This is a genomic window from Gracilimonas sp. BCB1, assembly GCF_040117685.2.
Lineage (GTDB): Bacteria > Bacteroidota > Rhodothermia > Balneolales > Balneolaceae > Gracilimonas.
In genome coordinates this window covers 65,370-88,417 of sequence record NZ_JBEDYP020000014.1, presented here as the reverse complement: position 1 = coordinate 88,417, position 23,048 = coordinate 65,370, and the positions used below count along the sequence as shown (strand labels likewise).

Sequence of the window (23,048 nt, the reverse complement as noted above, 5' to 3'; positions counted from 1 at the left end):
AATCGGTTTTTACTTTGAATGATTCACAAACTCGGTAATCAGATCTTTTATCTCAGGAATACCTTCTCTGGAATCAGATGAATACGGTAAAATCGGAATCTCAATGTTCATTTCTTTCAGGATGCGGCGAACTCTTGCTTTCGATTGATTTACTTTATTCCTGGAAATTTTGTCTGACTTTGAGAGTACCACTGAAAAGGGTTTCTCATTCATAGCCATCCAATAGAAAAAGTCTTCATCCAGCTGGCTGGGTTCATGCCGTACATCTACAACGTGAAGTATCAGACTCAGAGATTCGCGATCCAACAAATAGTCGCGGATGTTTTTACCCCAACGCTCTCTCTCCTTTTTAGGAACTTTGGCATATCCGTAACCAGGCAGATCAACCATGAAAAACTCATTTCCCACTTTATAGTAGTTCATCTGTTGGGTTTTACCCGGCACATTTGATGTCCGGGCTATGTTTTTCTTATTCAGAAGAGCATTAATGAGAGAAGATTTCCCGACATTAGAACGTCCGGCAAAACATACCTCAGGTAAGGTGGCCGGTGGGCATTCTTCAAGCTTTGTAGCACTGGTAATAAATTTGGGCTGGGCGTTAAACATTAAACCAGCTCATTTTCTTCTTTCTCAACACCAAAATTGACAGGCACCGGGTAATTACCTGTGAAACAAGCAGTGCAATAATCGTGGCCGGAAGGGTTCGCTTCTTTTACGGCGTCAACAAGTCCATCTGCAGACAAATAACGGAGGCTGTCCACCCCGATTTCTTCTGCCATTTTTTCGATATCCCGATCAAACTTATTGGCTATTAATTCATTGGGAGTCGGGAAATCCATTCCGTAATAGCATGGACTTATAATCGGGGGCGAGCTCACCAAGAAGTGGATCTCAGCCGGGTTACATTCCCTGATCATGTCAACCAGGTAGCGGGAAGTTGTTCCTCGCACAATCGAGTCATCTACGATAATAACAACCCGCCCCTCGATTACACCACGAACGGGATTAAACTTGGTTCGTACTTTCTGCTCGCGGGATTTCTGACCCGGTGATATAAAAGTCCGCCCTACGTAATGGTTTCTAATCAAGCCGATATCATACTTACAGTCATTGCCTAATTTATTGCTTTCGCTGGCGTAACCAAGAGCAGCCGTGTTACTGGAATCAGGTACCGAAATAACAACCGGCTTCTTACCCGTTGTATTGTTCTTAACAACATCGGTCAGCGGGTGTTCTTTGGCTAATTGTTTACCAAGATTGCGTCGGATCTTATCCACCATCTCGCCGAAAATCTTGCTGTCGGGACGAGAAAAGTACACATATTCAAAAATACACTGGCTGGTACCTGTTCCTTCTTGCGGAGGTATAAAATAGGACTTCGGCTCGTTGCTTTCGTCGGCATCCTTGTCAATCACAATCACTTCGCCGGGCTGCACATCCCGAATATACTCGGCATTGTTGATATCAAAAGCACAGGTTTCGCTGGACACACAGTATGCACCATCTACTTTACCCAAGGCAAGAGGCCTGAATCCGTTGGGATCTCTGACCGCAATCAGTTTGTCATCCGTTAGAATAACCAGACAGTAAGCACCCTCAATTTGTTCGAGTGCGTCCATAATCTGCTCCATCTGGTCTTCCTTATCGCTGTGGGAAATGAGATGCAGAATTAACTCAGTATCAGAGGTACTTTGAAAAAGAACACCTTCTTTGCGGAACCGCTCGCGGATTTGCTTGGCATTGGAAAGATTCCCGTTGTGCCCGATGGCCAGGTTACCATTCCGGTAGTGTACCCGAAAAGGCTGGATGTTGGCGGGGTTTTTGGAGGAGCCTGAGGTTGAGTACCGATTATGGCCTATGGCATTTTTACCTCTCAATATTTTCTTAAAAACCTTGGATTTACTAAACACGTTAAGCACTAATCCAAAGTCTTTATAAGCCGGCATAGAATACCGTCCTTTGTCGTCATCAAAATAAGAAGTAACAATTCCGGCCGATTCCTGTCCCCGGTGCTGTAAAGCATGCAAACCATAGTAGGTATGAAGGGCTGCATCGGGGTGATTATAGATACCGTAGATTCCGCAATATTCGCGAGGCTTGTCGCTCATATTCAAAGCTCCAGATAATGAGTGATTAAGTAAGTGTTGAAGATAAGAAATGATTCGGGGTTTCGGGAATTAGAACTCACAGAAGTTATCTACAGATTGTTCACATCATTGCAATAAATGAATCCCTGCTTTTAGTTCGGTTACGCTTTAGGTAATTCAATGTAAAAAGTGGACCCTTCGCCTTCCGTGCTTTCAAACCAGATTTCCCCGTTCATACGCTCTACAAATTCTTTAGAAAGGCTCAACCCAAATCCGGTTCCCTTTTCTTTATTGGTACCTTCTCTTGTCCAGGCTTTGTTTGAAAATACTTTGTCGGATTCCTCTTCAGGTATTCCTATGCCCGTATCTCTGATAATAATCTTCACATTATGGGAATTAGGCTCAGCTTTAATCTCTATTTCATCTCCGTTTCTGGTAAATTTGATGCTGTTGGAGACTACATTGCGAACAACCAGTTGCAGGGCATTCTGATCAGCCAATACGTGCTCACCTTCCTGAATACAGTGATGTACTGTTACCCCCTTTTTTTGGGCAATAAAAGTATGGCTCGACACAATCTCATCCACAACGCTGTATAGGTTAATAGGACTAATTTCCATTTTAACTCCTGATAGCTGATCCTTAGCCCATGCTAGCAGGTCTTCCATTATATGTACATTCTTTTGAATGGACATCTCAAGTTCAGGAATCAGCTGAGTGAGTTCCTCTTTTGAGATTACATTGTCTTTAAGAAGGTGGAGGATTCCCTGCATGGAAGTCATGGGTGTGCGCAGGTCGTGAGCTATAATGGCAAATAATTTATCTTTTGCTTTGTTGGCCTCTATAAGCTCCTCTTTTTGCTCTTCCAACACCCTGTTTATTTCTTCCCGTTCGCGGGCACTTTTTCTCATCATAAACAGGAGTACCACAATCAATACGATCACCAGCGCAGCTACAACTATAAATATGTATTGTACCTCAAGCCGTCTCTCCTGCTGAGCCTGTTTATCCTGTAACAACCGGTTTACCTCATTCTGGCGATCCAACTCCAATTGATTCTCAAGTTCGGCTAGTGCTTGTTCTTTTTCGATGCTTGTCAGACTATCCGATAATTCTTTGTACAGCTCTAAATACTGAAGGGCATCTTCGAACCGGTTGGCTTCCCGGTTGGTTTCATACAACTTTTGGCGAACATCCTGCATTAAAGAAGTAGCACCTAAGCTCTCAGAAATATCCCTGGCATTTTCAAAATATTGAATAGCCTCTTCATAGCGCTCTATTTCTCTGTATAAGTTGCCAAGCCCGAAGTTATTATAGTATTCCCCCTGGATGATACCCATCTGCCTGGAATGTGCAAGAGATTCACGAAACTGGGCCTCTGCTTTTTCATGATTTCCTAACTTTCCATTTAGTCTTCCAAGGTTATATAGTACGATTACAGGAGGGGAATCCGGGCGGATTTGATTATTCAGTTCCAGGGCTTCGTTGTACAAGTCTAATGCTTCCTGCAGCCTCTCCTGATCGTTTCGGGTATTTGCAAGATTCAGTGTTGTTCGGTATAACTCAGGTAGGAGGTTTTTCTGCTTTGATAAGGTCCTGGCTTTTTCAAGATAAAAGGCAGCACGTTCGAAATTCTCTTCCATGTTGTAAGCATGGCCAATATTATTCAGCGTAGTTGCCAGGAATGAAGTGTCGCGGGTCATTTCCGCAAAACGTACTGCATCCAGGTAGTATTCAAAAGCTAACGCTGTTTGCCCCAGGTCTATATAAGCATTTGCCATGTTCTGCCGAATTGCCGCATTCGTTCTGTCTACCTTAGAGCTATCTAATCGGGATACATATTTAAGCGCTTCTTTAAAAGCTTCTATCGCTTTCGCTTCTTCCCCACGGTACGAATAAGCCGCTGCCAGCAAGTTATTGTAATTTGCCCTCAGTTTGCTATCGGGATACTTTCGTATAGCTTCATTTAAAATAACGATAGCGGAGTCTTGCCTGCGTTCCGTAATCAGAATGTCCGCAAAACGAAGGCTGGATAGAGCTTTTCCTTCGGAAAATTCCAATTTCTCTGAAAGGCTGTCAGCGAGCTGTGTCTTTCTTCGAGCCTCAGATAATTTACTTCGTTCAAGGTCCGACTCTGCTTCACTGAGCCAAATTAGCACACGACTACTATCACTTTCATTCCCGCTATTGGTATTCTGAATAGCATAAACGGGTTGAAGCGCAATAATTATGAATAAATAAGTGAGTAACTGATAAACTACTGAAGGCATAATCATTAAAAGTGGTTACTGATTATAGTAAAAACTATTGCCTTATGTGTTTATCGGCTCTTTAAGATGCTTAAATAAATGAAAAAAGTTGTGATATAAAAAAACCCGCTTAAAAGCGGGTTTGGCACCTAAACTTCTTACTATCTACCGGTTAGTTTTCAAGCGTGGCATCCAATTCTATGGTGACTCCACTCAGCGCCTTAGATACAGGGCATCCGTTTTTTGCTGCCTCAGCAATTTCCTGGAATTTATCGTTCTCTATATCTGGCACATTCCCTTTGGAAGTCAGCTTAATTGTAGTAATAGCGCCGGCACCCGGATCAATAGTTACCTCGGCATTGGTGTGAACGGAATTCGGTGTGAATCCTGCTTTATCCAATTCGTTAGAAAATGCCATAGAAAAACATCCGGCGTGAGCCGCCCCAATTAATTCTTCCGGATTTGAACCTGATTTATCTTCAAAACGGGTAGCAAAACTATACGCCCCTTCATAGGAACCACTCCCTACTTTCATTGTACCGTTTCCGGATTTCAAATTTCCATTCCAAACTGCTTCTGCTTTTTTTGTTGGCATAATAATTGAATTAGTTTTGGTTGTAAGTCAATATTCTGAACAGCTTAAAAATGGATTACATTCCACACATTCGACAAACCAAAAAATGTGGTTATGTAATTTAGGAGGCAGCTAAGTCTCCTTATCACCAAATCTGTATTAAGCATTTTTAGAATGAACAAGAAAACCGAAATGAGAAAGGCAAAGCACTGTTCACCTGATGCAACCTTTCAGCGTCCGCAGGTCCTGGAAGCGTTGTAGAGGTATGATTGGTTAGAACCGTGAGCGTTAGTTGCCGGCGAACTCTCCAAGGTCCTTCGGACGCTTGGAGGTCCTGCCTTCTTATTCTATTTAATTTTAAGCTTTTCTGTTTCTTGATGTGGCGTTCCCTTGCTAACGCTTCTGACTTTGTAGCAAAAGTCTCTACATATTTTATGATCCACGGGATCCCCGACTTCGTGGAGCGTGACCATCCGGCGTTATGCCGTTCTACCCTTTTGACCACCCCAACCGAAGTCGACCCAATGTAATACCGGTCTTTGCTTTCGCTATGAATGATATACGTTTCGTGCATTTCTCCCCCAAAATAAAAAAGGCAGCTAAGTCTCCTTAACTGCCTTTTTGAGCGGGAAACGAGATTCGAACTCGCGACCTTCTCGTTGGCAACGAGATGCTCTACCACTGAGCTATTCCCGCTTCTATCAGTAAATTTCTCTCCTCTCAGAGAGCACCAAATATAAGAGTGTTATGAACTACAATTCAACCTTTTTTTGAATCAACACACAATTTTTTCAAATCTTCTTTGATTAGTTACACTCATCCCGTCTAAATCGATATTTGTTTAACAGAATGCAACAAGCGACCCAGAAATTTCTTCCCATACACTCTTTCCACATGCTGCATATCCGCTATGATGACCAATAACTCTTTGCTCCGGGAAAAGGCAACATTTAATAATCGTGGCACGCTGAGTCCATTTTTGGCTTCGTCAAACGGTCGGACAGAATAGTGACGCATACCTCCATTCTGCCATTCTCCGCTCATCACCGTATCAAAGATAATCACTGATTTTTCCCGCCCCTGAAAAGTGTGAATGGTGCCCACTTCAATGTCTTTAAACCCGGATTCCCAAAGGTGATTTCGGACTTTATACACACTGTTTCTAAATGGAACAATAATCCCAATATTCTCCGGAGCATAGTTTCGGGTAAGCCGTTTCAAACTTTCCTCTATCAGTTTATGGTGAACCTCATTTACGGGCTTAAAGCCTCGCTCTCCTGTTTCCTGCTCCAGATAAGGATTGTATTTCGCCGTATCTACCAAAGCCACAGAACCTGAGGTATCAGGGAGTGTTTTCATTTCCTCTTCGGTGGTATCCGACTTTAAACGGCCCTCATAAAACACGGAGCTGATCACCCCTGCCAAATCATCTTTCAGCCGGTATTGAACATCAAAAAAACAGGTAAACTCCGGATTATCGTCGTGCCATGTAAATAATGCTTCCGTCGTATCCGATTTTGAAACGTAGGTAAATATATCCTGCTCTAAGAATTCCCGCGCTTCCTGATCATTGGTGATGGCAATGGGCGGAAGTTGCATAGGGTCGCCGGCAATAATCAGGCGGTTCTTGCTTTTAGCGGCCATCAACAACAGATACGGAATCCCTGCCATAGAGCCTTCATCTACTACCACAGCATCGTAACTAATCCCATAAAACAGCTCAGAAGTACACACCTTTGCCATCGTGGTTGCTACCAACTGCTTCTTTTTAAGCTCATATCGCTCGTTCAGGTTCATCAAGCGATCAATTTTGTCTTCCAGCTCTTCCACTCCTCCATGTTCATCCACTTTATTGCCCGCCAGCTGACATTCTAAATCCAGTTTCTCCGGCACTTCCTCCCCATTCCGCATCATATCGTCGATCTTTTCCTGCAGCGACTCATACTTACTCAACGTATTACTCAATTGAACGGCATCGGCTTTTCTACTGTCCAGTTTTGTTTTAACCTGATGCTCAAACAGGATGTCTTCCAGCCGCGGATCATCCAGTGCGGCTTCCCCGAATCGGGTCGTATTCTGCATGCTGAACCCCGGATCGATTTCATAGAGCGCATCAATCACACTCAACAACCCTACATCCACGGCCCTGTTAGTATTAGAGACAAAAAGCACCCGTTTCCCCTCCTTCAACAAATTAGCTATGATGAAGCCCAATGTTGCTGTTTTCCCTGTTCCGGGCGGTCCCCAAACATATAGGATATTGTTCTTCAGCGACTTTTTGATAGCTTCTTTCTGAGATGGATTCCTAAGGTCATCAAAAACCGGTTTCGGGCTTTCATTGTTTTCTTTGAAGTTCTTTTCCGGTTTCAGGAGTGCTTTAAGCTGAGGAACTTCCTTCGATTTTTCCTGAAGGGTAAACAGGTGCTCCTGCATCTTTTTGAGTACATAATCGTTTTCCCACTCCAGATATACTTCATCTACTTTAGGGCCTTTATTTTCGGGGAATTCAAGCCGTACTTTTTTGTCCTTAAATTCTATGGGATGAACTTTGAATTCCTTTCCATCCATTTTAGCACGGATCTCTTCGGCGAACTTAAGCCCCTGATTTTGAGACTCAAATGTATAGATATACTCTCCTGAAATCTTTTCCAGCTCGCCGTTCATCAGCACATCGGTAGATGGGGTTTCCCGAACGGCTTCAATTTCTTTGGCAATGGCTTCAAGGGCCTGCGTAATAACTTTTTTTATCAATGTATTGATGAATATTAAATGCTAAATGTTGAATTAGTACCTCATGTAATTCAACATTTAGCATTTCAAATTTAAAATTTCCTACTGATCCCACAACTCAGACCGAATCATTTCTGAACTTTTCTCAGAGAGCAAGTATTCGAGCCTCAGGCGGTTTTTCTCCGGCACTTTCTGTTCTACCAGCCGGGCACTTTCTGGGGTGTATAAGATAAGGTCTGATTCACGAACAAAAAGCGGTAATGATTTCCCATAAATAGTCCCCGCTACAAACGAGCCTTCAAAGTGAATAGATCGCTTCAGTTCGTCTATAATCTTGGGGATGGTTTCTTCAGTACCCGTCACCAAACCGATTGTTGCTATGGCTGCCCGGTCTACCATAGATAATAAAATATCCGGATCGTAATCATACACAATTGGGATGATAAGCAGACTTTCCCTCAAGCTTCTGAAGCTATTCATCAGGTGAATAGGAACAAACAGGGCATCGTATTTTGCTGCACTTTCGTACTCGTTAACATCAATAACCTGACTTTTTACACCCACCTGTTTTTTGATTGCGTCTGAGAGCATTTTACCCAACTCATAGTTTTCCCCCACACTTGCGCAGGTTTGAATACGATCGGGCCACTCCATAAATCCCAGCTGCTCCTGAAAAAGGAGTTCTATTTCAGATTCATCCAACCCATAGCCCACAAGCTCTTCCACCAGGGCCTGAATCTTTTCCCCGCCTACTTCCAGTCGGGCAGATTTATCCAGCAGCGGTGTTTGATTTTTTACGGTGAATCCGCGCCCCTGCTCTCCCAGAATCAGTCCTTCTTCTTCCAGAATATGATAGGCCTTTCTTACGGTATGAAAACTGGCTTCCAGCTGTTGCCCGAGTTCCCGGGTAGAAGGCAACATTTCACCCACCTGGAATTGCTTGGTAGCAATCATCAACCGGATACGGTCGGCGATATGTTTGGCAGAGGTTTTCAATTTGGTTATTAGGTGTATAATACTATTTTATTAGTAAACATTAAATACAATCAATCCGTCGTGAAGATATCCGTTTTTTTAACCATACTCATACTTTTGTTTAATTATGATTTTGAGATAAAAGCACAATCTGATACTGACTCTGTCCAAGTAACCATACAGCTTGAATTACCTGCGAACACCCCTAAAAATTCTGAATTCTTTTTTGCAAGTTCTATCAATGGTTTTGATCCTGGACAAGGTTTTGGTTGGAAAGATAGGTCCATGCCTTTTAAAAAAAATAATGGTACATGGGAGCTAACAATTTCTCAACCTGTCGGAGATACAGTGCATTATAAAATTACCCGGGGGACTATTTATTCAGCTGAAGAAAACATTGATTTTACTTATCGAAATCCGCGCCAACTCATCTTTGAGGAAGAGGAAACTGTCAAAGTAACCGTAGAAGCATGGCATGATATTCCCGCTAAAAATATGGAGCACCTGTGGCCTGTAGCAGAACTTAAACCAGTGACTAATAAAACATTTAAGTACAATGAAAATGTTTTTGACTGGATGGGTACTATCCTTTATGCCGACGATATTGTCAGGTACTTCTATGGTGATCAAATAAGAGGGTTGCTGAGAAATATAACCCCTGTATTCGAGGATACCGTGGTATATTATCAAATTACATCCAAAGCGCCAGATAATAGCTTGATTGTGGTTTCGGGGAAAGAACCTAAAGACAGCCTGTGGTCTATCTACGTCGACCAAAATAACGACAATATTATTTCTGATGATGAATATGTATTCAAGGATCAAGACAGCAGCTTTACTTGGAAAGGACTAATTCAGTATGACAGGCTTGAAGGAGAAAAAATAATTAGCCGCACTACAAAAGCTGAGATCAAGCTAGCCAGGGACTTACCGAGCGCTTATTCTTCCAGTAACCGTAAAGATGCTCCGAACTTGACCTATGCTTTTCCAACTGCACAACGAAAGGCTACGCTTTCAAATAATGGTGAAAGTCGTACGATCTATTTTCTGAATTTTTTTGAGTATCTCTTTACCGAAAACCTTCAGGTATATGTTGACCGTAATAGTGATGACTTGTTGCAGATGGGTTCGGGAACAAATGAAGATTTAAGTGTCAACGTAAATGATATCAACAGAGCTGATAGATATTATTTCTACCCGCATTTTCAACTTGGCAATCAGATGTATGAGATTGCTGATGTTGACCCACATGGAACCTGGGTGCGTTTCAGACCTTCTTTTGAAGAACCAGAAGAAAAATTAGCTATTATTGAAATTGGAAAACCGATACCAACATGGAAAGCTTCCACACTTGAGGGCAACTCAATCAGCAAAGAACATTTAAAGGGAAAGTATGTATTACTTGATTTTTGGGGAAGCTGGTGTGGTCCTTGTATAGAAGAACTGCCTTATTTAAAGAAGGCTTACAAGAAATTTAAAGACAATAACTTAGAAATTATTGGGCTTGCTTATGACGCCGTAAATTCGACAAAAAAAACTATTTCTGAATATGATATAAATTGGCCTCAGGTTATTGACGATGGCGAATTCAACACGCTATTCAGAATACAAGGATATCCTTTTCAAATTCTAGTAAATCCTGAAGGAATAATTGTAGAAACGGGTGGGGCACTTAGAGGTGCAAAGCTTGAAAAAACGCTAAGAAAATACCTGGATTAGCAATCAGGCATAATCCTCCATAATCTCTAAATAAGCCTTTACTGTTTTTTCCAATCCCCAATAAACGGATTTACTGATCAGTGCATGGCCAATGCTTACGTCATGCAAGTACGGTACCGTTTCCAGCAAATCAGGGAGATTATCAAGGTTCAAGCCATGGCCGGCGTTTACTTTCATACCTAACTCGTTGATCAGCTTGGCTCCTTTTCTCAATCTCGTAAGCTCATGTCTGCGTTTTTGGGGATCGGCATTAGCGAAGGTTCCGGTATGTAATTCAATAGCATCGGCTCCGAGTTCTGCCGCCAATTCAATGTCCTCAGGATTGGGATCCAGAAATAAACTGATTTCAATACTGGTTCCTTTCAGTTTCGGGAATACCCGGTTTTTGTAATCATCGAATACCGATTCCATTTTCAGCCCGCCTTCAGTGGTCAGTTCCTCCCTTCCTTCCGGCACAAGCGTACATAAATGCGGTTCAATGTCAGTGCAAATATCAATCATTTCATCTGAGGCAGCCATTTCAAAATCCAGCGTGCCACGAACTGATTTTTTCAATCGGTACACATCTTCATCCCGGATGTGGCGCCGGTCTCCCCGTAAATGAAATACGATGCCCGAAGCTCCTGCTTTTTCACAAACCTCTGCTGCTTCAATTGGATCGGGATACCCTTCACCCCGCGCATTCCTGAGAGTAGCTACATGATCAATATTGACTAATAAATTCATTGCATTGTAGTTGGTTTTCTGAAATCAGAATTCGACATTTAAAAGTAAGCATATCACACTATATTTACAGACGAGAATAAAAGATCATCCGGCTATGACAAAGGGTTCACTTATTGGTTTGGCTTTATTTCTGTTTGCGGGTTGTGGAACGGTAGAAAGGGGTACTATTCCGTGGGAAGAGAACTCACCCAAAAATCCATCGGCTGCCACTCCTTCTGACGCTGACGAAAATGATACAAGATCCGGTAAAGAGTCGGGCACCTTTGTTGAGTCTTCCATGCCTCCTTCCGTTCAGGAAAAGCAGGAATTTTTAGAGCTCGCCTACAACGACTGGAAAGGTACTCCCTATCTCTTAGGAGGATCAGGCTATGATGGAATCGATTGCTCCGATTTCATGCAGGTGGTGTTTGAAGATTATTTTGGAATGCAGATACCCCGAACCACCCGAGAGCAATTGCAGGCCGGCAAAGAAGTGAAAAAATCGCAAGTTTTAACCGGTGATTTAGTCTTCTTCAAAACCGGACGGACTACTTATCATGTGGGGGTAATGATTAACAGGGAGGAATTTCTGCATGCTTCCACCACCAATGGGGTGAAAATTTCCGGTTTGGATCATCCCTACTGGCTGGAAACTTATTTAACCACAAAAAGAATTTACTAAACTACTTTTTCTAAGGTTTACAAAAGAGAATGGTTAATTCCTGTTTTCACAGAACCACCCTGATGCATAAAATTAACTTTCGTTTACATCATATCTGCTGCGCTGTCCACATTAATTTTTTATTATGATTTTTAGACCTGATTTCACATTTTAACTCAGATTAAATCATAAAGGCATAGCCCTCATAAGGTTACAGATCAAGCATGTTAGGAAGGAAAAAGTTTGAACTCTTTTTTGAGCAATACTTCGATGATATTGTTTCCTTCTTGTCTTATTACACATCGTGTCCAAAAGAGCTTGAGGACTGGACCCAGGAAGTTTTTCTTAAAATATGGGAAGCCAGAGAGAACATTGATCCCGACCACCCATCCGTAAAGGGATATATCATAAAAACAGCGCGGAATCATGCCCTTAAGCAGTTACGAAATCAGAAGAAGTACGAAAACTGGCTTCAGAACCACATTCTTGATTTGACCAATACAAAACCACCCAAAGAGCCGGTTATAAATCCTCCCAATTTTGACGATGCCTACCAAACAGCACTCTCAAAAATTCCCGATCGCGCACAACAAGCTTACCTCCTGAGTCGCGAAGAAGGGCTGAACTACAAGGAAATCGCCAAAACGATGAACATTTCCCCTAAAACAGTGGAAGGACAGATCAGTCATGCTCTCCGAATTCTCCGGGAAGAACTGAAAGACTTCAAGTACCTATAAAAAAAATCCCCGCCTCAGCGTATTCAGAAGTTCTTTTTATTAGAATATGAATTTTAAGTAAGGGTAGGCCCTTTTTTTTGGATATTAGTAATAAAGGCAACAATTAAATCCTATGAGAAAAGAGCCGGAATATCAGGTATTGGTAAATTACCTATTGGGGATCTGTACCCCAAAAGAGCTTGATTTCATTGAGCAATGGTTGGCTCAATCCCCCGACAATGTTCAGCTTTTAGAACAGGTTTTAGAAAAACTAAATAAAGCAGAGCATATTTCTGTAAATAAAGAACGAACCAAAAAGAGATTATTTCGACAAGTTGAGTCCGATTTAATTGCTGACCATTATTTTTCTAAAACGGCTCCTACTAAAGTAAAAGATAGCCAGGACACCTCGGCCACCGGCTTCCAAAAAACAGCTTTGATTGTTAAGAGTATTGCATTGGTCGTTGTGGTATCCATAGCCCTCATTTTTACACTACAGCTAAGTAAGTCCTCCCAGCCAGCCGATACTCCCCAAACAGCCGAATTACATGAACGGCAACTCTCCTATGGCCAAACATCCACTTTTCGGTTCAATGATGGTTCTGTAATCACCTTAAATGGAGGCAGCACTCTGCGCTACCCCGAACAATTTGATTCTGAAGTCAGAGAAGTGCATCTGGAAGGAGAAGCGTTTTTTGATATCGCCCCGGACAAGAACCGTCCTTTCATCGTACAAGTAGGTAATACCACAACCCGGGTTTTAGGTACATCCTTCAATATCAAAGCCTACAAGAATGATGAGAAATTGCAGGTGACTGTAATTGAAGGCAAAGTGGGAGTATCCGGAAAATCAAAAGAAAATAAAGATAGTGTACCCGAACAACCCGTTATTCTCGAGGAGAATCAATGGGCTACTTATCACCAAAGCGGAGAGTTTTTTGAACAAGGTGAAGGAAATGTCTGGGAACAGATTGCCTGGAAAGATCAGGTTTTGATTTTTAATGATAAGCCTTTCTCTGAAGTAGCTAAAATGCTGGAGAGGTGGTACGGAGTAGATATAATTTTACAAGGCGAACAGCTTCAGGATGCTAAGCTTAAAGGAGAACACAAGAATATGAGCCTTGAACGAGTGTTGCAGTCTATTCAATTTATTTTGGGAATAGAATATACCATTGAAGAGCAGGTTGTGACGATACAAGCTGCCGAGTAGGATTTTTACAAAAAAAGGCCCGAATTAATCACTCATGTTCGCGCATCGGATTAAAACGGACCTCTAATTTTAACAGGCATCTTATGCCCATTAACATTGGTAATCTATGAAAATAATAACCTTCAGAACAATCCTTTATATGTCTTTCTGTACTATTTGGGGATTTATATTCAGTTTCATAACCGCAACAGCATTGATGGCCGGAACAACTTCGGCTCAAAGTGTTAGTGAAGTAGATGTAACCGTCGAATTTGAGCAGGCAACCATTCAGGACGTTTTTAAAGAGATAGAGCAACAAACAGCTTTTAAATTTCTTTATGAAACCTCTGCGATTGAGTCGAGCAATAAACGGATTACCATTCCGAAAATGACGGCAACGGTAGAAGAAGTTTTAATGACTGTTACCAGCCAAACAGGATTGCGGTTTCGGCAAACCGATAACACCCTTGCGGTACAGTTGCCTGTTGAAGTACCGACAACTAACCAAAGTCCCATTCCGGAAACCATTTCCGGAACGGTAACGGATGCAGAAACCAATGAACCTTTACCGGGAGTAAACATCCAGGTTAAGGGAACAACCATTGGTACTTCCACCGACCCGAATGGAAACTATGAGCTTGATGCCCCTTCTCTGCAAGACACCCTTCTTTTTTCATTTGTAGGGTATGAAACACAGGAAGTGCCCATTAATGGAAATACACAAATCGATGTGGCACTGGTAGTGGTTCCTCTAAGCCAGGATCTTTTAGTAACCGCACTTGGCATTAACCGCTCCGAGCGTTCTATAGGTTATGCCACTCAGCAGGTAAATGGAGAAGACCTGACCTATTCGAATGAAAATAACGTCATCGGATCTCTTGCCGGTAAAATAGCCGGTGTGCAGGTAACGGGATCATCCGGGGCCAGCCTTGGCGGAACGCAATCTATTAAAATACGTGGTGTGAATTCCATTAATGGTGAAGGACAACCACTTATCGTTATTGACGGCACGCCTATTTCGAACGCCAATTTTGCGGGAAGTGCCGGAGAAGATTATGGTAACATTGCCCAGGATATAAACCCGGACGACATTCAGTCCGTGAACGTGTTAAAGGGCCCGGCTGCCTCTTCATTGTATGGAATCAGGGGACAGTATGGAGTTATTATGATTACCACAAATAAGGGTAGTGAAGCCGGAGGTATTGAGGTTCAAATCAACTCAAACCTTTCTTTCCAGCAGGCGGGTAACTTTATGCGTTACCAGAATAAGTATGGGGGCGGCTCGTCCCAAACGTGGAGAACATTGCCTAATGGCGATAAGTATGTTCAGGTTAATGTGGATGAAAGCTGGGGACCAAAAATGGATGGAACTCTGGTCCGTGAATATTTCAGCTTCTATCCACAAGATCCGATGTACGGACAGCTTACTCCTTTTGATGCTCATCCCAACAATATTCAAAACTTTTTTGAAACCGGTTATACTGCCGACAACGGCGTTACTATTTCCGGTGGTGAAGAGCGCACGAATTTCAGACTCAGCTTCAACGATACCAAGATTACCGGTGTCTACCCCAATACGTATTTAAACAGAAATAACCTGGGGTTAAGCGCCAACATCGAAGCCAGTGATAAATGGGACTTTTCTGCTAATATTAATTACGCAACCAATGAAGCCCGCCGACCTCCACAGGGCTCTCAGTTTGGGTCAAGGTACTTCCGTCAGTGGTTCCAAAGAAACCTTGACATGGGAAGGCTGAAAGATTACAGATATCCCGATGGAACAGTAATGCAATGGAATATGAGGTCTCCAAGTTCTTCGACCGGAGAAATCACCAACAAGTCCCCCTTATACTGGGCCAATCCCTACTTCGAAGCTTATGAAAATACAAGTACCGATAGCCGCGACCGGGTATTTGGTAACGTAGGCGCTCACTTTGAAGCCCTGCCCAATCTCGTTGTAAGTGCTAACATCCGGGGAGATATTTATATCCAGAATATTGAAGGAAAAACCGATTTTGGTGGCACTTCTACCCCCGGATATTCAGTTGGTAAGTACGAAAACAAGGAGATGAATTACGAGTTATCAGCTCAGTACCAAAAAAGCTGGGCAAATCTATCGTTAGATGCCACCCTTGGAACTAACTTGTATAATCGTAATTACTCTTACATCTCCCAGTCAACGGTTGGTGGACTTACTTCGCCGGGCTACTTCAACATCAACGCTTCGGTTGATCGCCCAAATGTGTTTAATTACCTGGAGCAAAAGAAAATTGTAAGTGCCTACGGCCTGGTTTCGCTCGGCTTCTCAGATACCTACTTCCTTGATTTAAGCCTGAGATCTGATAAATCTTCGACCCTCCCTAAAGACAATAACTCATACCTGTATCCTTCCGTCTCAGGTAGCTTTGTGTTTAGTGAGTTATTAGATCTGGAGGCACTTTCATTCGGTAAGCTCCGTGCCAGCTTTGCACAAGCCGGTTCTGATTTAAGTCCCTACCTGACTACCCCCGTTTACAATGTGGGCAGTGTGTATGATGGACAGAATACGTTAGATGTGCCATCAAACATCAATAATCCGGACATTAAGCCATCGTTCTCTACATCGTATGAGGCAGGTTTCGACATCCGATTCTTTGACCGTGTAGGAATGAACTTTACCTATTACCTGCAACAGAATAAGAATCAGATTATCCCGCTTAACATATCCGGAACCACGGGTTACGGGTCAGCTATTATCAACGCCGGGCTTATTGAGAACAAAGGGATTGAAGTCAGCTTAAACGGAACTCCCGTTCAGCAGAGAGATTTTGTGTGGAATTCCACCTTTAACCTGAGCCGCAATACCAACCAGGTTGTAAAATTGCACCCCGACATCGATTTATATAATCATGGCTCCACGGTTTACTCATCAACAGCCAGTTATCTGAATTCCTATGAAGGCAAAACCTACGGAAGCCTGGTTGGGCGCGCCTACCAGCGTGATTCGGAAACGGGAATGATTCTTCTTGATGATGATAACCTGCCACTCTGGACAGATGCCACTCACAATTTTGGGTCTGTACTTCCTGATTTTACCGGTGGGTTTCAGAATCTATTCTTCTATAAAAACTTCAGTCTGTCCACTATGATCAGTTTCCAGGTTGGCGGACAATTTTTTAGTCGGTCAGAAATGCTTGCTACCCGAACGGGTTTACATAGCCAGACTGCGGCTAAAAACGACAAAGGAAACAACGTACGTGACCCCGTCAGTGAAGGTGGCGGTGTGAAAGTACATGGTATCTCTGCTTCAACAGGGCAGGAAGTCACAGCCTATGTAGATGCTCATGACTATTTCGACCTTATTGGTGATGAAGTTTATGAGGATTGGGTAATTGACGCTTCCTACATCAAGCTAAGCGAGGTTAAACTCGGCTATACATTTGGGGACAAGGTTATGTCCAGAATCCCTGTGAAATCGATTAATGTAGCCGTATTTGCAAATAACCCGCTTATGATTTGGCAAAAAGCACCTCAGGGTCTCGATCCTTCAGAGTTGTCATCAGGCAGCCAGGACATTACCTGGTACGAATCCGGACAGTTAAATACCGTCCGTTCTTATGGCTTGAATGTAAAACTAATCTTTTAAATCAGAGAACCATGAAAAAATTATTCATACCTATTACACTGATTGCATTTGCGATTTTCAGCAGTTGCGATCTGGTCGAATTCAACAACATAAATAATAATCCCAACCAGCCCAGTGATGCGGCCGCACCACAGCTTATAGCAAACGCGATGCTCTCGCTGCCGGGATTAAGTTCATCCCCTAATGCCCAGTTCATGGCCCAGTATTTGGCCGAAACGCAATACGTGGATGCTTCATTATACCCTGAAGGCGGAACCAGCTTTTACGGATGGTACCAGGGGCCACTGGTTAATCTTAAAACCGCAGAAGAAGTAGCTACAACCGATAACCAAAAAGCCGTTGCCAGAATCCTGAAAGCGTACATTTTCTGGAACGTAACCGATCGCTGGGGAGATATTCCCTATTCCGAGGCATTACAAGGCACTGAGGAATTCACCCCTGTGTACGACTCTCAGGAATCTATTTATGAAGATTTGTTTGCAGAGCTTAAAGCAGCAGCCGAGCAAATTGATGAATCCGGTAGCCTGAGCAATGACATCATTTACGAAGGTGATATGGGGAAATGGGTGAAATTCAGCAATTCCTTGCGTTTGTTGATGGCTTTGCGGCTATCAGAGGTAAACGCATCATTAGCAGAAACTGAATTTAATGATGCGTTGAATGACGGTGTTTTCACTTCCAATGAGGACAACTTTCTGTTTCGGCATTTAGCTGATGCAAATAACCAAAACTACTGGTATGGACAGATTGTAGATCCTCCGATCCGGGAGTGGTGGGCTTTAACGGTAAGCCTTGTTGATTTAATGGATCCTTATAATGACCCCCGTCTGCCTGTTTACGGCAACGAAGTAAGAAATGGAGGCGGATATGCAGGGCTTCAGTTTGGAGAAGAAGACAGCATTGGAACCGAAGACTTCTCTCTGTTAGGCTCTGACATTTATGCTCAGGATGCCCCCGTTTATTTGGTAACCTATGCGGAAATTCTTTTTGCACGTGCAGAAGCTGCAGCCTTAAACTGGACAACCGAAGATCCCGCAACCAACTATAACAATGCCATCGAAAACTCAATAGCTCAATGGACCGGGGATGCCAGCCAGGCTACAGCTTATTTAGCTCAACCAGACATCATCTTCGATCCCGGCAACGCTGTTGAACAAATTTCAACCCAGCGATACCTTCATTTGTTTATGCATGGATATCAGGCCTGGGCAGAATGGCGGCGAACCGGTTATCCGGATAACCTCGTGCAGCCAAATGGCAACACTGTTCCCCTAAGGCAGAGCTACACCTCTGACGAAGCCCTCAACAATACCGAAAATTATGAAGAGGCTATACAGCGTCAGTTTGGTGGAGAGAATTCTATTTATGGCAGACTGTGGTGGGATCAGAATTAATGAAAAAGACATCAATAAAATCAATGAAATACGTAGTACAACCATTAAAACTAGCTTTGGTTTTAATTCTGTTGTTGGGTGCTTGTAGCGGCCCCCGGCAACAGACCCTTCGGGGATTAATAGACCAAGTGGAAAATTCTTTTGTACCTGACTCAAGAGTAGATCAATTCAATGTGCAGGTTTCCGGTGGAAGTCCGTTTCTCTTATCCGGAGAAACAACCAATGCTGAAGCTAAGCAAGCTCTGCTCGATTCTCTTGCAAAAGCTAACTTCTCCTTTATAGACAGCATTAAGGTGTTACCAGCTGCTGAATTGGGAGAGAAAATTTACGGAGTAGTCAATAATTCTGTATCCAATATCAGGTCGGAACCACGCCATTCAGCTCAGCTTGCAACACAGGCTTTACTGGGAATGCCACTTCAGGTTCTTAAAAAGGATGGCGGATGGTATTACGTTCGCACTCCTGAAGACTATTTATCCTGGATAGACAGTGGCGGGATGCACCGGATGAATGAAACTGAATACCTCGAATGGAAGTCAGCTGAGAAACTCATTTACATGGATACCTATGGATTTGCTTACTCATCCCCTTCAAAAAGTTCTGAGAAAGTAAGTGACCTGGCTGCCGGAAACATTCTGAAACTGGAAGATTCAAATGGAAGCTATTATCGAATTTCATACCCGGATGGGCGTGAGGGCTTCATCCCGAAAAATGAGGCCACGCCTTTTGTTGATTGGAATGAAAATTTAGAGGCTACCCAAGAGTCGCTGGTTCAAACTGCCCACAGTATGATGGGAATTCCTTATTTATGGGGAGGAACCTCCACAAAAGGTGTAGATTGCAGTGGTTTTACCAAAACCATTTACCTGATGAATGGCTTGATTATTCCAAGGGATGCCTCCCAGCAAGTCCATGCCGGCACAAGAGTGGACGATGAGAAAAACTGGGATCAACTGCAGGCGGGCGATTTACTGTTTTTCGGAAGTCCCGCTACCGAAAACAGAAGTCGCAGAGTAGTACATGTTGGAATGTGGATTGGGGATAACCAGTTTATTCATTCTTCAAGACAGGTACGAATCAGCAGTGTAGATTCCACCGCATCCAATTATGATGCCTACAACACCGGTCGTTACCTCGAATCACGGCGTTACCTTGGGAATACGGAAGGTAATGTAATCCGCACCGATGACATGTACGATGACATACTTTTCCCTTGATTATCGGGAAGTAAAGATGTGCTGCATCATTCGCCTGTAGTCATCGGTCAGGTCAACATCACGGCGTTTCATCATCGCTTGCATCACCTCTATGGCTTTTTCAAACCGATAAATAGCAGGGCCTCTTGGCCCAAGCCAGGTGAATGAGTCGATTACTTTGGGGGAAAGTTCATCTATAAACACATTTGAACTTACCCCACAAATCGTCCCTGTGTTTAGCATCGTGTTGATGGCTGTTTTTGAATGATCGGCCATCACCGTTCCAAGAAACTGCCGCCCTGTTTGGATAAGATCTTTTGTAATCCAGTCGGTTACATCGATATTTTTATAGTCGTTCTTAAGATTTGAAGTAATCGTATTTGCTCCCAGGTTTACCCATTGCCCGAATATGGAGTTCCCAGCAAATCCATCATGTGCTTTGTTTGAGTAGGAATGAAAAATACACCCGGCTACTTCTCCACCCACTTTACAGACCGGACCAATAGTTGTTCCGTCATATATTCTCGCTGCCATTTTTACCGTTGCTCCTTCTCCAACTACAACGGGCCCTCTGAGAATACTACCAGCTTCGATCGTTGCACCATCCTGAATTACGACTGGTCCCTTTTCCGCTATAAAAATACAGCCCGGCTCTATATATACATCGTTTCCTATAAATGTATTTTTCGGGTGGTGAACGGATTCAGGAACCTCCCCCTTTTTTTCTGAAACTGATTTCAGCCCCAACAGTTGAATGTCTTTTTCTATTTCGTATGAATTCAGTGAGAGTAAATCCCACAAATGCTCAAGGTGAATAACTTCCTTAACCTCTGCCTTTTCCAGACCTTCTTCATTAAAATTGTTTTCACTGAACATCTCCTTAGATGACTGCGCATTTACTTTTGCCGCAACAGTAACATCTTTGAATACTATTTTTTGGCCTTCCTGAAGGTTTTTTAAAGCATTCAGAAAATTCCCTGAAGGCAAAAAGCGTGAGTTAATCCATAGCACTTCGTCCTCACCTTCTATTTCTCCTGTTTCAAAAACACCATTCAAATGATCCGGCAGCAAACGGTAAAACTGTGTATTGCCAAGTGATTTTAGCCATTTTTCCCGAATTGTGAGTATGCCCACCCTCAGGTCATCCATCGGGCGTGTCAGGGTAAGTGGCTGGAACCTTTCAACCTGATCATCATTAAAAAAACAAATCCCCATATATAAAGCCGTGTTTATTGGTAAGAAATTATAATCGTCATTCTTTAAACTTCGCATTATATTTAAGGATTAAATAAGCCAAAAAAAATTTTTAATAGTTAAAACTGTATGTGTGGAATCGTAGGGTACATTGGCGATCAGCAAGCCAGCAAAATTATAATTGACGGACTCAAGAGACTTGAATACAGGGGATATGACTCCGCCGGATTAGCCGTCATAAACGGAGAGCTGAAGATCAAAAAAGGGAAAGGGAAAGTTGCTTCTCTTGAGAAAATGATCACCCCATCGGAGAATGGAACTGTAGGAATTGGCCATACCCGATGGGCTACTCACGGTGAACCAAATGACGTAAATTCGCACCCACATACCGGAAAAAACGGTAAACTGGCTCTTGTTCATAACGGCATCATCGAGAACTATAACACTCTGAAAAAGAAATTAAGCGATCAGGGATATACCTTTTACTCCGAAACAGATACCGAAGTTCTTACCAAACTGATTGAGAGTTTCCTTGAAAAAGATGCTTCGGATCTAAAGAAAGCTGTTCAGCTGGCTTTGCACCAGGTGAACGGTACCTATGGAATCGCATTGGTGCATTCTGATTTTCCTGACCAAATAGTAGTAGCAAGAAAGGGGTCCCCTCTTCTGCTTGGTGTAGGTGAAGGGGAAATGCTGATCGCATCCGATGCATCTGCCGTTGCCGCCTATACCGACAAAGTTATTTACCTGGATGACGGTGAAATAGCGGTAATCAGGAAAGATGATTACACAGTAGAATCCGCTGACCAAATTGAGCTCTCCAAGGAAATCCATGAACTGGCTTTAAGTCTTGAAGAAATTGAGAAAGGCGGGTATGATCATTTCATGCTCAAAGAAATTTTTGAACAACCCAAAGCTCTCTCGGATTGCCTGAGAGGTCGAATTAATGCGGACGAAGGCACCGTTACGCTTGGCGGTATCGAGGGAATTATGGATCAGCTGGTTAATGCCAACAGAATTATCATCGCAGCCTGTGGTACCAGCTGGCATTCGGGGTTAGTAGGCGAATACCTTTTTGAGTATTTGGCTAAAGTGCCTGTAGAAGTAGAATATGCTTCTGAATTTCGATACAAGGAACAGCTTATAGGGGAAGGCGACGTAATGATTGTGATTTCCCAAAGTGGAGAAACGGCCGATACCCTTGCAGCACTCCGGGAGGCTAAAGCCCGCGGAGCACTGGTATTGGGTGTTGTTAATGTGGTTGGCTCAACCATTGCCAGAGAAACAGATGCCGGTGTTTACATCCATGCAGGTCCGGAGATTGGTGTTGCCTCCACCAAAGCTTTTACTGCACAGGTTACTGTGCTCACCATGATGGCGATTAAACTGGGACTCTACAAAAAAACCATCGACAATAAAGAAGCTAAAAAACTTATTGGTGAGCTATCACAGATCCCTGCCAAAATAGAAGAAATTTTAGAATCTACCGATGAGATCAGGGAAATTTCGAATCTGTTTTCCTACGCTCCCAATTTCTTGTATTTAGGGCGCTCGTACAGTTTCCCTGTTGCCCTTGAAGGTGCGCTGAAGCTGAAAGAGATTTCCTACATTCATGCTGAAGGATATCCTGCAGCCGAAATGAAACACGGCCCTATTGCCCTGATTGATGAGATGATGCCTGTTGTTGTAATAGCAGCAACACAGCATACCAATGATAAAATGATCAGCAACATTGAGGAAGTTAGAGCCCGTAAAGGAAGAATCATTGCTATAACGACTCCAGGAAATGAAGAAGTGGAAGAACTCGCTGAGTTTAAATCTATTGTGCCTGAAACAATGGATGTGCTCTCCCCATTACTGACGGTTATTCCACTCCAGCTGCTTTCATATTACGTTGCCGTTAACCGTGGTTGTAATGTAGATCAGCCCAGAAATCTGGCCAAAAGCGTTACTGTAGAATAATGGACCGGTATTGTGGATAACTCGTTGCCTGAACTATCCGAAGCCCAAAAAACATATGATTTGTAGCCTGAA

Annotated in this window: 17 protein-coding genes and 1 tRNA gene; 8 read left to right on the top strand and 10 right to left on the bottom strand. The window is 43.0% G+C overall.

Annotated elements, in window-relative coordinates:
- Positions 1-9: 9 nt before the first annotated feature.
- The 8 genes from yihA to ABFW99_RS11110 all read right to left on the bottom strand — a co-directional run bounded on the left by yihA (position 10) and on the right by ABFW99_RS11110 (position 8,636).
- Complete coding sequence (yihA, locus tag ABFW99_RS11145; protein WP_349354096.1) at positions 10-606, bottom strand: ribosome biogenesis GTP-binding protein YihA/YsxC; 597 nt, start codon at positions 604-606, stop codon at positions 10-12.
- Positions 606-2,108 carry an amidophosphoribosyltransferase gene (purF, locus tag ABFW99_RS11140; RefSeq protein WP_349354095.1) on the bottom strand — a complete coding sequence of 501 codons (1,503 nt, stop codon included), beginning with the start codon at positions 2,106-2,108 and terminating at the stop codon, positions 606-608. The genes yihA and purF overlap by 1 nt, the downstream gene beginning before the upstream one ends.
- 140 nt (positions 2,109-2,248) lie before the next feature.
- A complete protein-coding gene (locus ABFW99_RS11135; protein ID WP_349354094.1) occupies positions 2,249-4,357 on the bottom strand; it encodes a tetratricopeptide repeat-containing sensor histidine kinase in 2,109 nt (702 codons plus the stop codon).
- Positions 4,358-4,508: 151 nt separating this feature from the next.
- The gene (locus tag ABFW99_RS11130) at positions 4,509-4,931 is read right to left on the bottom strand and encodes an OsmC family protein (protein WP_349354093.1); all 423 of its coding nucleotides are present in this window, start codon (positions 4,929-4,931) and stop codon (positions 4,509-4,511) included.
- A gap of 148 nt (positions 4,932-5,079) precedes the next feature.
- Entirely contained in the window at positions 5,080-5,484 is a 405-nt protein-coding gene (locus ABFW99_RS11125; protein WP_440707500.1) for a GIY-YIG nuclease family protein, read from the bottom strand.
- Positions 5,485-5,534: 50 nt separating this feature from the next.
- Positions 5,535-5,606 (bottom strand) — tRNA-Gly (locus ABFW99_RS11120).
- A 129-nt stretch (positions 5,607-5,735) separates the two neighbouring features.
- On the bottom strand, positions 5,736-7,661 hold the full coding sequence (locus ABFW99_RS11115; RefSeq protein ID WP_349354091.1) for an AAA domain-containing protein: 1,926 nt from the start codon (positions 7,659-7,661) through the stop codon (positions 5,736-5,738).
- An 81-nt stretch (positions 7,662-7,742) separates the two neighbouring features.
- A complete protein-coding gene (locus ABFW99_RS11110) occupies positions 7,743-8,636 on the bottom strand; it encodes a GntR family transcriptional regulator (RefSeq protein WP_349354090.1) in 894 nt (297 codons plus the stop codon).
- Positions 8,637-8,696: 60 nt separating this feature from the next.
- Between ABFW99_RS11110 and ABFW99_RS11105 the strand changes: the two genes are divergently transcribed.
- The gene (locus tag ABFW99_RS11105; protein WP_349354089.1) at positions 8,697-10,334 is read left to right on the top strand and encodes a TlpA family protein disulfide reductase; all 1,638 of its coding nucleotides are present in this window, start codon (positions 8,697-8,699) and stop codon (positions 10,332-10,334) included.
- A gap of 3 nt (positions 10,335-10,337) precedes the next feature.
- Here ABFW99_RS11105 and ABFW99_RS11100 read toward each other — a convergent pair whose 3' ends face one another.
- Positions 10,338-11,060, bottom strand: coding sequence for a pyridoxine 5'-phosphate synthase (locus ABFW99_RS11100; protein ID WP_349354088.1), 723 nt, complete (start codon positions 11,058-11,060; stop codon positions 10,338-10,340).
- A gap of 94 nt (positions 11,061-11,154) precedes the next feature.
- Between ABFW99_RS11100 and ABFW99_RS11095 the strand changes: the two genes are divergently transcribed.
- From ABFW99_RS11095 to ABFW99_RS11070, 6 genes are all read left to right on the top strand, one after another.
- Positions 11,155-11,721 (top strand): NlpC/P60 family protein, encoded by a 567-nt coding sequence (locus ABFW99_RS11095; protein ID WP_349354087.1) that lies wholly within the window; start codon positions 11,155-11,157, stop codon positions 11,719-11,721.
- Positions 11,722-11,924: 203 nt separating this feature from the next.
- Complete coding sequence (locus ABFW99_RS11090; protein WP_349354086.1) at positions 11,925-12,437, top strand: RNA polymerase sigma factor; 513 nt, start codon at positions 11,925-11,927, stop codon at positions 12,435-12,437.
- Positions 12,438-12,549: 112 nt separating this feature from the next.
- Positions 12,550-13,626, top strand: a complete 1,077-nt coding sequence (locus tag ABFW99_RS11085) for a FecR family protein (protein WP_349354085.1) — start codon at positions 12,550-12,552, stop codon at positions 13,624-13,626.
- Between the two features lie 106 nt (positions 13,627-13,732).
- Complete coding sequence (locus ABFW99_RS11080) at positions 13,733-17,230, top strand: SusC/RagA family TonB-linked outer membrane protein (RefSeq protein ID WP_349354084.1); 3,498 nt, start codon at positions 13,733-13,735, stop codon at positions 17,228-17,230.
- 11 nt (positions 17,231-17,241) lie between these two features.
- A complete protein-coding gene (locus ABFW99_RS11075; RefSeq protein WP_349354083.1) occupies positions 17,242-18,624 on the top strand; it encodes a SusD/RagB family nutrient-binding outer membrane lipoprotein in 1,383 nt (460 codons plus the stop codon).
- 23 nt (positions 18,625-18,647) lie between these two features.
- Positions 18,648-19,841, top strand: coding sequence for a C40 family peptidase (locus ABFW99_RS11070; RefSeq protein ID WP_349354082.1), 1,194 nt, complete (start codon positions 18,648-18,650; stop codon positions 19,839-19,841).
- Here the strand turns inward: ABFW99_RS11070 and ABFW99_RS11065 are convergent, their stop codons facing one another.
- Positions 19,842-21,092 carry a putative sugar nucleotidyl transferase gene (locus ABFW99_RS11065; RefSeq protein WP_349354081.1) on the bottom strand — a complete coding sequence of 417 codons (1,251 nt, stop codon included), beginning with the start codon at positions 21,090-21,092 and terminating at the stop codon, positions 19,842-19,844. It lies immediately after the preceding gene.
- A 51-nt stretch (positions 21,093-21,143) separates the two neighbouring features.
- On the opposite strand from ABFW99_RS11065, the gene glmS reads away from it, so the two are divergent.
- The gene (gene glmS, locus ABFW99_RS11060; protein ID WP_349354080.1) at positions 21,144-22,976 is read left to right on the top strand and encodes a glutamine--fructose-6-phosphate transaminase (isomerizing); all 1,833 of its coding nucleotides are present in this window, start codon (positions 21,144-21,146) and stop codon (positions 22,974-22,976) included.
- The last annotated feature ends 72 nt before the right edge of the window (positions 22,977-23,048 follow it).

Excerpts from the sequence above, each read along its gene's own strand:
- ABFW99_RS11090 (WP_349354086.1), top strand. The coding sequence starts at position 11,925 with ATGTTAGGAAGGAAAAAGTTTGAACTCTTTTTTGAGCAATACTTCGAT.
- ABFW99_RS11085 (WP_349354085.1), top strand. The coding sequence starts at position 12,550 with ATGAGAAAAGAGCCGGAATATCAGGTATTGGTAAATTACCTATTGGGG.
- yihA (WP_349354096.1), bottom strand. The coding sequence starts at position 606 with ATGTTTAACGCCCAGCCCAAATTTATTACCAGTGCTACAAAGCTTGAA.
- purF (WP_349354095.1), bottom strand. The coding sequence starts at position 2,108 with ATGAGCGACAAGCCTCGCGAATATTGCGGAATCTACGGTATCTATAAT.
- glmS (WP_349354080.1), top strand. The coding sequence starts at position 21,144 with ATGTGTGGAATCGTAGGGTACATTGGCGATCAGCAAGCCAGCAAAATT.
- ABFW99_RS11065 (WP_349354081.1), bottom strand. The coding sequence starts at position 21,092 with ATGCGAAGTTTAAAGAATGACGATTATAATTTCTTACCAATAAACACG.
- ABFW99_RS11095 (WP_349354087.1), top strand. The coding sequence starts at position 11,155 with ATGACAAAGGGTTCACTTATTGGTTTGGCTTTATTTCTGTTTGCGGGT.
- ABFW99_RS11075 (WP_349354083.1), top strand. The coding sequence starts at position 17,242 with ATGAAAAAATTATTCATACCTATTACACTGATTGCATTTGCGATTTTC.
- ABFW99_RS11100 (WP_349354088.1), bottom strand. The coding sequence starts at position 11,060 with ATGAATTTATTAGTCAATATTGATCATGTAGCTACTCTCAGGAATGCG.
- ABFW99_RS11135 (WP_349354094.1), bottom strand. The coding sequence starts at position 4,357 with ATGCCTTCAGTAGTTTATCAGTTACTCACTTATTTATTCATAATTATT.
- ABFW99_RS11130 (WP_349354093.1), bottom strand. The coding sequence starts at position 4,931 with ATGCCAACAAAAAAAGCAGAAGCAGTTTGGAATGGAAATTTGAAATCC.
- ABFW99_RS11125 (WP_440707500.1), bottom strand. The coding sequence starts at position 5,484 with ATGCACGAAACGTATATCATTCATAGCGAAAGCAAAGACCGGTATTAC.
- ABFW99_RS11080 (WP_349354084.1), top strand. The coding sequence starts at position 13,733 with ATGAAAATAATAACCTTCAGAACAATCCTTTATATGTCTTTCTGTACT.
- ABFW99_RS11070 (WP_349354082.1), top strand. The coding sequence starts at position 18,648 with ATGAAATACGTAGTACAACCATTAAAACTAGCTTTGGTTTTAATTCTG.